The following is a 13,222-nucleotide window of genomic DNA, read 5'->3' as shown; positions in this document are numbered from 1 at the left end:
CCCCCACGATTCCCAGGCACTCTATCGCCAGGGGCCATGCCCAGGCGTGGATTCACGGTGCCTGGCATCCCGTTCAACCCATTCTCTCCACCTCGAAACAGAGGGAGGGAAGCCCCTAATGGCGTCAGCCACGACCCACACCGGCATTGCCATGCTGCGGCACGGCGACCCCTCCATGTCCATCATCCGCACCCGACCGTGATGACCGCCACCACACGCGCTTCGCCACGATTGCCGAGCCAGTGCTTGCCATTCGCGCTCAGGCTAGGACCAGACACGAGCGCCGACCCGGAGCCGTGTGTACTTCGCGCCTCATGTCGGGGCACGCACAGGAGGGGTGTATGAACAGGAAGCGAAGCAGTCTGGCCGCGCTGTTGCTGCTGTTGCTCCCCATGACGGGATGGGCTTCGGAGCCTCCCGTTCCCGAGGAAGAGGCGTCACCCATCGCACAGGCCCCTTCAGCGCGCAGGTGGAACTACCTGACGCGCGTGGAAGCGACGACGCTGTCGCTCCTTCCTCGTGCTGGCGTGGGGGAAGACGAAGGCTTCATCCAGGTGGAGCCCACGCTCATCATCGATGGTGGCCCGGAGTTCGGCTTCAACGTGGGCGCTCCCGTGCGCTTCCGCATTTGGGGAGGCGGTGATGGCGCGGCCCTTGTGCGTCGTGAGGACTGGGACACGCTCTCCGACTGGGGGCAGCTCGTGCGCGCCCTCATGCTGGGTTCCGACAACGCGCCCATGGGCATCTGGTTTGGCGCCCTGGAGGAATACCGACTCCTCTCCGGGCATCTGGTCCGCCGCTACTCCAACCGCACCAATCCCGACTACCACCCGGCCGGGAGCTTCTTCACAGGCACGTTGGGCCCGCTCTACACGGAAGCCTTCGCCTCGGATGTGCTGGGCGCGCGGTTGATGGGCGCTGAGCTCTCCCTTGACATGGAGCACATCCTGTTCGGCAAGCCCAAGGAGAGCGGGCGTTACACACTGGCACTGTCCGCCGTGCATGACTGGGGGCGAGCAGGTGGACGCGCGCCCTCGTTGACGTTGGCCCACCTGGACGCAACGGCGGTGGTGCGGGTTCGACCTGACTACGAGGTCCACCTGATTGCGGGCTGGGGCGGCCGTCCTGGTGAGGGAGGGGCGTGGGGTGCCGTGGTTGGCGCGGGGGTAGATGGTGGAACGGAGAAGCTCGACCTGCGTCTTCGGCTGGAGGCGAGGCGCCAGCATGGCGGTTTCCGTCAAGGCTTCTTCGGCGCTGACTACGAGCTGGCGCGCCTCAAGGCGCCAGGCCCTGACGGCGTCCCCCTCGCGGATGCGACCTTCCCAGCTGGCTACTCCGCATTCGGGGAGGCAGAGGTGACCTGGGACGCGGTCAGCTATGGGGGCCTCTACAAGCACCTCAAGCTGTCGCTGGGCGCGGAAGCTTTCTTCTGGGGACGCTTCGATGTGGACGGGCGCGTAGCGGTGCAGTTGTTCGAGCGCGGCTTGGAAGTGGCGTTGAAGGGGCTCGCGGTAGGCGCGGGCAAGCCCGCAGCGCGCTACCTGGGGGCCGCGGACGTGCGCTGGCGGTTCCTGGGAGGGAAGCTCTACGCGATGGGGACGGGCGGCACGCTGCTGTTCCCCACGGCGGAAGGGACGTTGCGGCCGGGGGCCTTCGCCTCGGTGGGCCTGGGGGTGGACAATGCGCGCTGACGCTCGGCTTCTGGTCGTGTTGCTGCTGGCCACGGGATGCGCTTCGGTGCCGCACGCTCCTGGGCGTGGCCGACCACTGAACGACACGCCCCGCGTGGCCACTCCCCCTGCGGTGACAGATGCGTCGAGCGAAGAATACCCGCGCGCTTTTGTCCCCTCGCATCTCTCCATGTCGGGGCCAGAGGTGCACCAGCGGCGATTGCGCCGCCAGGGGCCACGTCACGACGCAACGCGAGCTGGGCCGGGCACTGCGTCTGGAGCTGCCGCGGGCGGCGAGCAGAGTACCGCGCCAACGCGAGAAGCAATCCTCGCGGCCATTGACGAAGTGAAGCGTTCCATGGAGAGCAGCGAAGAGGTGCGCTCGCGGCTCGCATCGCGTTTGACTGCCCTCGGTGGCCGGGGGCTCGACGGCGTGTTCACGCGCTATCTCGACCACTGCGCCAATCAACAGACGTGGCTTCGAGGTGCGTTGGGGAGTGCCACCGCGCTGGCGGGAGTAGCGTCGGAGGTGGGGGATTCGGACATGGAGCTGAGCGTCCTCCGCATGTCGGGACCTCGACTCCAGGCCGCGATGTTCGGCACCCTGCTGCTGGCCACGTGGGTGGACTTCCTCCAACTTACTGACGCCCTGCTTCGAGACTGCCCCATGTGCGGCACTGAAAAGCTGTTCGTGGACCTTCATCGCGTCCAGGGCTTGATGGAGCCCACGCTGGCGGACCTCGCCTCACTGGACCTGGAGCGGGGAGCGGCAGCGGCGAACGCGATGCCCGAGCTGATGGGGAAGCTGACCCATGAGTTCGACGCGCTTCATCGAGACGCACGTTCGGCCATGGAATTGGGTGGAAAGGTCATGGTGGCGGTGCAGGTGCTGGAGATGCTCACCCTGATTTCCACGCTGAAGATGTCGCTACCCCGCCCGCCCCCGGCTGCTTCCATGACGCTCAGCGTGGGCCTCGTGATGAGTTCAGGGGGCGTCATGGCCGGCTCGCGGCTTGTCGTCTCCGCTGAGTGGGTGGAGATGATGCGAAGGCTCGTGCAGGCGGGCGTCATCTCCGTTCCGGCAGTGAGCGCGGCCGTCCGCATCCACGGCGGTCGGGTGATGATGGCGCAAGCGCACCAGGACTTGCCTGAGGGCGTGCGCGATGCCTTAGGGGACAGTCCCGAGGTGCGCGGCATGCAGGTGACGGGGAGAGCGGGAGCGGGCATGTCCGAAGCGCCACGGCACCACGTGATGCCGAAAGAGCACCGCGAGTGGTTCGAGCAGCGCGGCTTCAAGGGCGACATGGACATTGACCAGTTCTGCGTGAGGCTGGAGAAGTCCCAGCACGAAGCGATTCACGGCGGGGGGAACTGGAAGCTGGGGCGCACATGGCCCGGTGAGTGGAACCGCATGATCATGGATGCACTACAACGAGCCGAACGCAGGGATGGCCAGATGTTGACGCGGAACACGATCCTGCGGATCGTCGCGGAGAACATGAAGCGCTACGACATCCCGATGAAGTTCACCAAGGGGGGAAGGCGATGACCGATGGACGTTCGTGGCAGGGGAACTGGAAGGCCCGCCTGTACGAAAAGGTCCGCGAGCGAGGGTACGAGTCCCTTATGGCCTTTGCCGAAGCACGCCCAACCGCATCACTGGTGGCGCTGGCCGAGGAACTAGGCAAGGACGACATCGCGGGGGTGCAGGTGTTCAGCGTGCTGGTGGCGGAGGCCGAGCGAAGCAAACAGCTCACGCGATTGGTACGCGGGCAGTTCGTGCGGGAACTGTACACATGCCTCCCCAACGGCTGGCCTGACGTACTGAATCGCGAGGCACGAACAGAGGTTGCGATAGTGCTCGGCCAGTGGTTCGCCTACACCCCGGAAACCCACAAGGAGATGGTTGACCGGGCTAGCGATGCCCTCCTTGCCAACCCGCCTCTCGCTGGCTGGCACCCGCTCGGTCCTGACGACGAACTTCTCCGGACGCTCTTGCCTGACAAGGAAGCCTGACCGGTGGCGTCGACGCCACCAGCCAGTGCGGCACTCCTATGCCGCCGCCCACACAATGCGCACCGAAGCGCTCCGGCACGGGGGCAACCGAAAGTTGGGGGCCACTAGCGAAAGACTGTGCAGTGGCCCCCCTTGAGAACGACGACGCGGCGTGAAGACTCACCAGACCTGCACGGGAGCAGCCCGGATGAGTGACAGCCCGGTGCCAAGCTGTCCATTGGCGCTACCGCCCCAGGACCAGAGGCTCCGGTCCGCGAGGATGGCGTGGGAATGGTCTCCTCCGGCGGCGACCGCCACGGCGGTACCAAGCGCGCTCACTCGCGCGGGCAGGAGCTTCGACGTGGACGGGACTCCATCTCCCAGCTGTCCCTGCTCATTGCGTCCCCAGGACCAGACCAGTCCTCCCACCGTGATGGCGAGGTTGTGATTCACACCCGCCGCGATGGACAACACTCCGGTCAGCACCTTCGTCTGGACGGGGATGAGCTTGCCGACCGTGGTGCCCTCCCCCACCTCTCCGTAGGAGTTGGAGCCCCACCCCCACACCGTCCCGTCGGACTTCAAGGCCAGGACATGGCTATTTCCCGCCGACACGGCGGTGATGGCCGTGAGCCCCGGCACCTGGACGGGCAGCGAACGCGGCACCGTGGAGTTGATCCCCAACTGCCCCTGACTGTTGGCGCCCCAGGTCCACACCGTCCCGTTCGCCCTCAAGGCCACCGAAAAGGAGTTCCCCGCCGCGATGGCAGTCACCTGCGTCAGCCCCTGCACCTGGACCGGCTGGGAGCGCAGGGTCTGCGTCCCGTCCCCCAGCTCTCCATATCCATTGCCCCCCCAGGCCCACACCGTCCCATCTTCCGCCAGGGCCATGCTGTGCGCGGACCCCGTGGAGATGGACAGAAACCGGGTCGAGGGCATCACCTGCACGGGATTGAAGCGCTGGGTCCGCGTCCCGTCTCCCAAGGTTCCACTCGAGTTCGACCCCCAGGCCCACGCCGTTCCGTCTGACTTCAACGCCAGCGCATGGGAATACGCCATGGAGACAGCCACCATCCCCGTCAGCCCAGGCACCTCGATGGGCTCCGGCCGGGTGAATCTGCTTCCGTCCCCCAACTGCCCCCACGTGTTCACGCCCCAGGTCTGGACCTTGCCGTCCGGAGTCAATCCCATCGAGACCTGAGTGGCCGCGGCCACCCCACGCGAGCGAAGCACCAACGAGGGAACAGGGCTCGCCTTCCTGTCGGTCACCCCATCACCAATCTGGCCGTAATAGTTGTGCCCCCAGGACCACAGCGTCCCGTCGTCCTTCATCACCAGGGAATGCGTCCCGCCCGCCATCAGGGACCGGACATTGGACACACCCGGAACCTGCGCGGGCAGCGGCCGCGACGCGGAGACGCCCCCGCCCAGTTGCCCGAGCGAGTTCCCGCCCCACGTCCACACCGTCCCGTCCGCCTTCAGCGCCGATGAGAACGCCCCATTCGCGGACACGGCGACCACCCCCGACAGCCCCACCACCTGGGCAGGCGCCATCCGCGACACGAAGGTGCCATCCCCCAGCTGCCCGGAATCGTTGTTGCCCCAGGCCCAGACCGTTCCGTCCGCCTTCAGCGCCACGGAGTGGCTGTTGCCGCCCCCCACGGCCACCACGTCCGCCAGCCCCTGCACCTGCGTCGGGGCCACCAGACCCGGTCCAATCGGCTCCTCGGGGTCCAGCTCCATCGGGAGCGTGCTGTTATAGCCCCACGTCCAGACCGTGCCGTCGGACTTCACGGCCAACGAATGCGCCTCGCCCGCGGCGATTGAAACGATGCCCAACAGCCCCGGGACATAGGTGGGCAGGGTCCGGTTGAGTGCCGTCCCATCGCCCAGCTGTCCGGCGGAGTTCGCACCCCAGGACCACACCGTGCCGTCCGCCTTCAACGCCAGGGAATGACGGATGCCGGTGGCCACGGCCACGGCCACCAGCGGACCTGGGACCTGGACCGGGAGCTTTCGCCAGGTCGTCGTCCCATCTCCGACGGAGCCGTAGCCGTTGTAACCCCAGGACCACACCGTGCCGTCTTCCCTGAGGACCACCGAATGCACTCCTCCGGCGGCGACCGAGCCCACCAGGGGCAGCCCCGGGAGCGTGACCTTGATGGGCCCCCAGCGCGACTCGGTCGACCCATCACCCATCTGCCCATACAGGTTGCTGCCCCAGGACCAGACAGTGCCGTCCGCCTTCAACGCCAGGGAATGGCTCTGCCCCCCCGAGGCCTCGACTCGCTCCAGCCACGCGCGCGTCGCGATGGGCACCGACTTCATCAGATACGACCCGTCGCCCACCTGCCCGTCGCTGTTCGAACCCCAGGCCCAGACTTCGCCACTCGCCTTCACCGCCACCGAGTGCTGTCCACCGCCCGCCGACACGCCTCGGACCTGCGTGAGGCCTGGCACCTGCACGGGCGACAGCCGCTGGAGCATCGTCCCATCACCCAGCTGCGACCTCGCGTTGCTGCCCCACGCCCACACCGTCCCATCGCCCTTCAGCGCCACGGTGTGCTGCCCGCCGCCCACCACCGCCTCGACACCGCTCAGCGCCGGAACCTGCGTGGGGACGAGGCTCACGCCAGTCGACCCCAGGCCGAGCTGTCCTTCGTCGTTCTTGCCCCAGGTCCACACCGTGCCGTCCACCCTCAGCGCCACCGTGTGCGAGCCGCCACCCGACACGGACGTCAGGCCCGTCAGGCCCGGGAGCGCCGCGGGCAGGGTGCGGCCCGTGAGGTCTCCGGTTCCCAGCTGTCCGTCCGCGTTGCCGCCCCAGGACCAGACGCGCCCATCCGCGGTCAGCGCCAGTGAATGGACATTGCCCGCGGAGATGGCCATCACCCCGGACAGGCCCTGCACCTGCACGGGCGACGTCCTGCGCGTCGTCGTCCCATCCCCCAGCTGTCCCGTCGCGTTGTTGCCCCACGCCCACACCGTTCCATCCGACTTCAGGACCAGGGAGTGGGAGAAGCCCGCGGCGATGGCCACGCCGTTCGTCAGTCCAGGTACGGGCACCGGCACGTGACGCGAAGTCATACTCCCATCCCCGAGCTGTCCACTCATGTTGTTGCCCCACGCCCACACCGTCCCATCCGACTTCAGCGCCAGCGAATGCAGCTCACCCGCGCCGAGCGCCCGGATGTCGAACAAGCGCCACACCCGCACGGGGAACGGACGCGAGCGCGTCGTGCCATTGCCCAGTTGTCCGAAGGTATTGCCACCCCAGGACCACACCGTCCCATCCGAGCGCAGGGCCAGGGAGTGGTTGCGCCCCGCCAGCACCGTTCCCTGACGAGAGAAGCCTTCCGCGGCGCGCGCGGAGGCGGGCTCGGGTGTCGTCTCCTCCGGAGCACTTCCTGTGCATCCCCCCATCCACAGCGCGCACAGCAACCCGCACCACGCCGCGATGCCAGACATCCGTCTCGTGCCACGATTCATGAGTGAGTCCCCCTTTTCAAAACAGCTCGGGAACCAAGCACCCGTGAGGACAAAGAACAAGACCCCGAATGTCTCTCACGGCCTCACGGGCGTGAAAAACGTCTCGGGACTGGCTGACACGTGTGTCTCGGTTGCATCCAACCGCCAGGTCAATGGAGACCTCCAGGTTGGGGTTCGTGTGGTGACGGGAAACGCAGGCCGTTACGCTGCGCCTCCCCTCCTCCCCTCACGACACGAACATGCCTACTCTCTTCGACCCCATCACCGTGGGCGACCTGCGGCTCGCCAACCGAATCGTCATGGCGCCGCTGACGCGCAACCGCTCGCCCGGCGCCATCCCTCCGGACCTCGCCGCCACCTACTACGCCCAGCGCGCCTCCGCCGGGCTGCTCATCAGCGAGGCGACCGCCATCAGCCACCAGGCGCAGGGCTACGCCGACGTGCCCGGCCTGTACGCCCCCGAGCAGCTCGCCGCGTGGAAGAAAGTCACCCACGCCGTGCACGAGGCCGGGGGCCGCATCGTCACCCAGCTCTGGCATGTGGGGCGCGTATCCCACACGGAGCTTCAGCCGGGCAACGCAGCGCCCGTGGCTCCCTCGGCCGTCGTCGCCAACACCCGGACCGTGTTGTTCAGGAACGGAGTCCCCACGTTCGAGCCGACCTCCGTTCCTCGCGCGCTGGAGGTGGCGGAGCTCCCCGGCATCGTTCGTGATTACGCGCGCGCCGCGCGCGACGCCGTGGAGGTCGCGGGCTTCGATGGGGTGGAGATTCATGGCGCCAACGGCTACCTGCTCGACCAGTTCCTCAAGACGGGCTCCAACCAGCGCACGGACAACTACGGCGGAAGCATCGAGAACCGGGCCCGCCTGATGCTGGAGGTCACGCGCGCGGTGATTGACGCCGTGGGGGCCGGACGCACGGGCATCCGCCTTTCCCCCGTCACCACCGCCAACGACGCGTTCGACGCCAACCCGCAGCCGCTCTTCGAGTCCGTCGTGCGTGAGCTGGCGAAGCTCGGCCTCGCCTACGTCCACATCATCGAGGGGGCCACCGGGGGAGCGCGTGAGCTGGCGGACCGTCCATTCGACTACGCAGCGCTGAAAAAGGCGTATCGCGACGCGGGCGGAAAGGCGGCGTGGATGGTCAACAACAGCTACGACGGGGAGCTCGCGAGCAAGGCCGTCGAAGCGGGCGCGGACCTCGTCTCCTTCGGCCGCTTGTACATCTCCAACCCGGACCTCGTGCGCCGGTTGCGTGAGAACGCGCCCCTGGCCCGGCTCGACAAGACGACGCTCTACGGCGGCGGCGCCAAGGGCTACATCGACTATCCCAGCCTCTGACCTGGGGCGGGGTAGTGCCACTGCCAGACATCGGCGTGGCCTTCACCCACTCCGCGCGACTCAGGGTGCGCGAAGCTCCACCTGCGAGGACTGTTTGCCCAGCCATTCACCTCGCAGGTGGTTGTTGCCAACCTCCAGTCGCAGCTGCGCCACCGGGGTGCCGTCCGCATCCTGCTCCTGCAGGTCGAGCTTCCCGCCTTCTTCCTGGCCGTTCAGCTCAATCCGCTTGCGATATTTCTCGTAGAAGTACACGCCGGACACCGAGTTGTCGTACTGCTTCTCCAACACCATGACAATCGGCTGCTTGCCGATACGACCGCGCAGCACCTGACCCAAGACATCGCCTGACAACGCCTGGCCTTCACCCAGCAGCACGCTCTTGCCATAGGCCGTCAGATGCGGACGCAGGGTGGCGTACGGCAGTGACAGGCTGACACCGCCTACGTCGTCGAGCGCGCGCGAGGCGTGGTTGCTGCAGCGCTCCGCCGTCAGAACGGCTACCTCCGCATTGAACTCCCAGCGCTCATCGAAGGAGGTCCTGGCGGACGCTGCCTCTGCATCCTGCGCATTGCTTGCCAGACACTCGCGATTGAGGGCGATGCGCGCCTCCAGGTCGTCAAGCGTCTCGCTATCAGCTTTCTGCTTGCGTGACGCCTTCAGCTCCTTCTCATGCTTCGCCATCTGCGCCCGGTAGACGCGCTGTTTTTCTTTCTGCATGCGTTTGCTCAGCGCCTGCACTCCGACACGGGTGAACAACTCCTGCGGATTGAGCAGGCGGCCGGTCCGTGTGTCGAAGCTGAAGGCGACATGGTCCGTCTCGCAGTAGGCGCCGCAGACTTCGGCCTTGAATCCAATCGTGAGCAGCCGCGCATCGTTGCGCTTCACTCCGAATTCCTGACCGGCCAGGCCCGCCAGGTCGAGTTCCTGAGCTGGCAGTCGAGGTTCCGCCTTGGCTGGCGCCAGCGCCTTGAACCGGGCGATGAACAGGCGGTCATTGATATTGGCGGCCACCTCCGGCTTGTCGTGGGTGATGAACGGCATCTGGATGACGTCCTGCGGATAGGGGTGCTCCGCATCAGGCTTGGGGATGACCGTGAGTGTCGTCACCTTCAGGTCGGCCGCCTGGGTACCGCCCGCGAGCAGCGTGGCCAGAAGAGGGAGCAGCGCGAGACGTACAGGAAGACGGTTCATCAGGAATCCTTGGACATGACGACGACGTCGGCATCCTGCCGCATGGAGCAGCCGAAGAGCAGCCCATGCACCACGTCGTGGACTCGCGCCTGGCGTTATTGCAGGCTTCACTCGTAGGCCGTGCGGGATATGACACTCCGACGGCCCTGCACGGCTTCACAACCGCCGTACCCACTCGACCCGGAGGACCTCCATGCCCCGTTCCGCTTCCGCGCTGCTTGCCCTGGGACTGCTGCCTTTCGCCCTGACCGCCTGTGGTTCCGCCGAGGAGCCCACCCTCGGTGACGACGCCCTGGGTGAGGCCGAGCAGACCGTCTGCACCCCGAACATGTCCGTCACCTTCGGGACGGCCGACAACTTCGGCGGAGGACCGGACCCGTTGCCCTACGCCCCCACGGCGATGCCCGAGTTCGTCACCTACCTCGCGGCCAACGGCATCCCGGCCAGCCAGCTCAAGACGCTGGATGACGCCACCTCCAACCGTCATACCGTGGCCACGCTGCGGCACGGACTTCGGAGCTGTTTCACCCAGACACCGTTCTGCACGCTGACGCTCTGCGCCTATTCCCGGGCGCTTCCGACGACCCCTCAGAACGACACCATCACCGTGCACGACACGGACTTTGGCACCTACAGCTTCCCCATCATCGCCAACACGGCCGTGACGCCCGCGCTGACCCCGACGTGGAACCCGGGCAACACCGCCTTCCTGTGCATGCCGCTCCCCATCACCTCGGTGGGCGACATGCTGCAGTTCCGCATGCAGAACGAGTCCATGGTGGACTTCATCCGCATCAACCTGAACTGCTGACACTCGCATGAGCCGGGCCATGGTCTGTCTCCCCTGGCCCGGCCCTGGAGGCATCGCGAACCCGCGCCCCGTCAGGGACTACTCACACTTCAGGGGGCAGCGCTCGGTAATCGTCTGACACCACGCCTGGGCCGCTGGCGTGGTGGCGTTCTGCCAGCACCTGCCGCTCTGAACCGCGCAGGCCTCCAGACAGGCCGCGCGTGCATCCAACGGCTGTGCGACCGCCTGCGTGTCCATCGCCTCTTCTGTCTCCGCTCCACCACAACCCGTCAACAACCCGGCTACGAACGCGACCGCGAGGAAGGTCTTTCGCATGGGACACTCCTGATTCAGCGTGAATGCGGCTGGGGGACTTCGGTCCGCAGAATGACATGAAGCCCGAGCAGGACCAATCCCTCACATGTCTGGCATCACCTCCCAAGGGAGACCCGAGGCAGGAATGACTCCGGAGGCAATACCTCCCGCGCAAGGCGACAGGCAGCCGCTCGTGGCCGGGCGAGTCGCTCCGCGAACTCGTCCTGGCACAGTTGGCGTCCCAACCCCGCGCGACCCGCCGTGAGGCGGTGTACACAGAGGCCATGCGTGCCCCTGTCTCCTTCTTCCTGACTCCCCCCGAGGGACTCGCCGGTGTGCTGACTCCCACGCGACTCGCAGCCATGCGCGCCACGGTGGCCGAGGGCCTGGAGGACCCCGAGGAGGACGATGACGACGTCCTGCTCCTGGAGCTGATGGACCACCTGTCCCGGCACGGCGCTGACACCGTGACCCGGCTTCCCGAGCGACTCGAGGACGGAGTCTGGGACCTGCTCGACGTGCTCGCGGACGAACTCGTCCACCTGGACGAGGACACGCGAGGGGAGCCCCTGGAGCTGGCCACGCAGCTCCATCCCAGCGAGTACGACCTCCAGGCGGCGGAGGCGGTCGTCGGCACATCCTGCCCGGAGCCCATCCAGCGACTCTGGCGCTTCACCGTCTCGGGCCGCATGCCCGGAAAGGATGGACCCATGGGCCGTGGCTTCAAGCGCGTGTACCCGGCCCTCGGCTTCTGGACGGGCTCCGAGGTCCGCCAGCTTCGCGAGGGCCTGCGCGAGCACCTGGCCGGCGCCCCCGACTACAAGCCCCTCCTCCGCTCCGCCCGCCTGAGCGCCTGGTTTCAGCGCAAGCTGTCCCTCGCGCGACGCGGCGACCCGGCGCGCGCGCTCGACGCGGCCACGCACGCCCTGGACAAGGCCTCCCGCCAGGGCCTGGGCCTCCTCTTCATTCGCTGAAGCCCCGTCACGCGAGGCTGCGCGCCAGGCTCCCCAGCGTGGACACCGCAGCTTCGACTCGCGGCGTCCACGGCTGACCACAGCTCAGTCGGATGAAATTCCGATATGAGTCCGGCCGCGCGGAGAAGATGGGCCCGGGCGCGATGCTGATGCCCGCCTCGATGGCGCGCTCATGCAACGCCAGTGAGTCCACCTTGGGCGGCAGCTCCACCCACAACAACGAGCCCCCCGACGGCCGAGCCACCCGCGTCCCCTCCGGGAAATACTCCGCCACGCCCCCAGCCATGCTCTCCACCTGGGACATGAGATGGCGGCGCAGCGAGCGCAGGTGCCGGTCATACCCGCCCTCTTCCAGGAACCGCGCAATCGCGAGCGGAGGCAACGACGCCGTGGCAATCGTGTGCGAGAACTTCAGCAACTCCACCCGCTCGCGGAACCGCCCCGGCGCCACGTACCCGACGCGGAACCCCGGCGCGAGCGTCTTCGAGAACGAGCCACACAGCAGCACGTTCCCTGACGTGTCGAAGGACTTGCACGTGCGCGGGCGCTCCGCGTCGAAGTGCAGGTCGCCATACAAGTCATCCTCGATGAGCGGAACGCCCCGCGCCTCCAGCATCGCCACCAACCGACGCCGCCGCGCCTCCGGCATGCAACTGCCCACCGGATTGCTGAAGCTCGGCACCACCAGCACCGCCGCCACGCGCCGCCGCTCCAGCGCCGCCTCCAACGCATCCAGCTCCATCCCATGTCGCGGCGAGCACGGAATCTCCAGCGCCTTCAGCCCCAGCGACTCGATGGCCTGCAACGTGCCGTAGTACGCGGGAGACTCAATCGCGATGGTGTCCCCCGTGCGCGCCACGGCGAGCAGGCACAGGTGAATCGCCTCCGCCGCGCCACAGGTGATGATGAAGTCCTCGGGTGCCAGCGCCCCACCCCAGTCGAGCGAGCGCCGCGCCAGCTGCTGCCGAAGTTCCGGGCACCCCGGCGGCGCGTCGTACAGCACCCCCACGTCACCGGCCTCGCGCGTGAGCGCGTTCAGCTCCCGGTACAACCTGCGCGTGGGCAACAGCTCCGGCGCGGGCCACGCCCCACCGAGCTGCACGATGCGAGGGTCCCTCATCGCCTGGTACACGCGGGACACCAGCCCGCTGATGGTGACGGGCGTGGCGCTCGTCGCGGGCCGGGACACCTGCGGCTCGGCGAGACGCGGGCGCTCGCGGCGACGCACGTAGTGGCCCGACTGCGGCCGCGTCTCGATGAGCCCCACCGACTCCAGGTGCAGATACGCCTGGAGCACCGTGGAGACACTCACCCGCTCACGCAGGCTGAGCTGGCGCACCGAGGGAAGCCGGTCCCCCGCTCGCAGCGTCCCCGCGGCGATGGCCTCCTCCAGTCGCTCGGCCACCTGCTCGTACAGCTTCGGTTTGTGTGCCAGCGCGCCCATGCCACCTCCGTCGA

10 protein-coding genes are annotated in these 13,222 nt (G+C 67.5%); 6 read left to right on the top strand and 4 right to left on the bottom strand.

Translation table 11 applies throughout. The features are described from left to right. The first annotated feature begins 341 nt into the window (after positions 1-341). From HUA76_RS09420 to HUA76_RS09410, 3 genes are all read left to right on the top strand, one after another. Positions 342-1,691 (top strand): hypothetical protein, encoded by a 1,350-nt coding sequence (locus HUA76_RS09420; RefSeq protein ID WP_174460649.1) that lies wholly within the window; start codon positions 342-344, stop codon positions 1,689-1,691. A gap of 337 nt (positions 1,692-2,028) precedes the next feature. Beyond that, positions 2,029-3,219 (top strand): DUF2380 domain-containing protein, encoded by a 1,191-nt coding sequence (locus HUA76_RS09415; RefSeq protein WP_371823454.1) that lies wholly within the window; start codon positions 2,029-2,031, stop codon positions 3,217-3,219. Continuing rightward, positions 3,216-3,686, top strand: coding sequence for an NUDIX hydrolase (locus HUA76_RS09410; RefSeq protein WP_174460647.1), 471 nt, complete (start codon positions 3,216-3,218; stop codon positions 3,684-3,686). The genes HUA76_RS09415 and HUA76_RS09410 overlap by 4 nt, the downstream gene beginning before the upstream one ends. Positions 3,687-3,845: 159 nt before the next feature. On the opposite strand, the gene HUA76_RS46245 is transcribed toward HUA76_RS09410, so the two are convergent. Further along, entirely contained in the window at positions 3,846-7,154 is a 3,309-nt protein-coding gene (locus HUA76_RS46245) for an RCC1 repeat-containing protein (RefSeq protein WP_174460646.1), read from the bottom strand. Between the two features lie 239 nt (positions 7,155-7,393). Between HUA76_RS46245 and HUA76_RS09400 the strand changes: the two genes are divergently transcribed. Beyond that, a complete protein-coding gene (locus HUA76_RS09400) occupies positions 7,394-8,494 on the top strand; it encodes an alkene reductase (protein ID WP_174460645.1) in 1,101 nt (366 codons plus the stop codon). Positions 8,495-8,554: 60 nt separating this feature from the next. Here the strand turns inward: HUA76_RS09400 and HUA76_RS09395 are convergent, their stop codons facing one another. Further along, the gene (locus tag HUA76_RS09395; protein ID WP_174460644.1) at positions 8,555-9,685 is read right to left on the bottom strand and encodes a hypothetical protein; all 1,131 of its coding nucleotides are present in this window, start codon (positions 9,683-9,685) and stop codon (positions 8,555-8,557) included. Between the two features lie 193 nt (positions 9,686-9,878). Between HUA76_RS09395 and HUA76_RS09390 the strand changes: the two genes are divergently transcribed. Next, positions 9,879-10,496 carry a hypothetical protein gene (locus tag HUA76_RS09390; protein ID WP_174453817.1) on the top strand — a complete coding sequence of 206 codons (618 nt, stop codon included), beginning with the start codon at positions 9,879-9,881 and terminating at the stop codon, positions 10,494-10,496. Positions 10,497-10,574: 78 nt separating this feature from the next. Here HUA76_RS09390 and HUA76_RS09385 read toward each other — a convergent pair whose 3' ends face one another. Then, complete coding sequence (locus HUA76_RS09385; protein ID WP_174460643.1) at positions 10,575-10,811, bottom strand: hypothetical protein; 237 nt, start codon at positions 10,809-10,811, stop codon at positions 10,575-10,577. A 263-nt stretch (positions 10,812-11,074) separates the two neighbouring features. Between HUA76_RS09385 and HUA76_RS09380 the strand changes: the two genes are divergently transcribed. Further along, positions 11,075-11,764 (top strand): hypothetical protein, encoded by a 690-nt coding sequence (locus HUA76_RS09380; RefSeq protein ID WP_174460642.1) that lies wholly within the window; start codon positions 11,075-11,077, stop codon positions 11,762-11,764. A gap of 7 nt (positions 11,765-11,771) precedes the next feature. On the opposite strand, the gene HUA76_RS09375 is transcribed toward HUA76_RS09380, so the two are convergent. After that, the gene (locus HUA76_RS09375) at positions 11,772-13,208 is read right to left on the bottom strand and encodes a PLP-dependent aminotransferase family protein (protein WP_141640384.1); all 1,437 of its coding nucleotides are present in this window, start codon (positions 13,206-13,208) and stop codon (positions 11,772-11,774) included. Positions 13,209-13,222: the final 14 nt, after the last annotated feature.

Source organism: Myxococcus sp. CA056, assembly GCF_013336715.1.
Taxonomy (GTDB): Bacteria; Myxococcota; Myxococcia; order Myxococcales; family Myxococcaceae; genus Myxococcus; species Myxococcus llanfairpwllgwyngyllgogerychwyrndrobwllllantysiliogogogochensis.
This window is presented reverse-complemented; position numbering and strand designations above follow the sequence as displayed.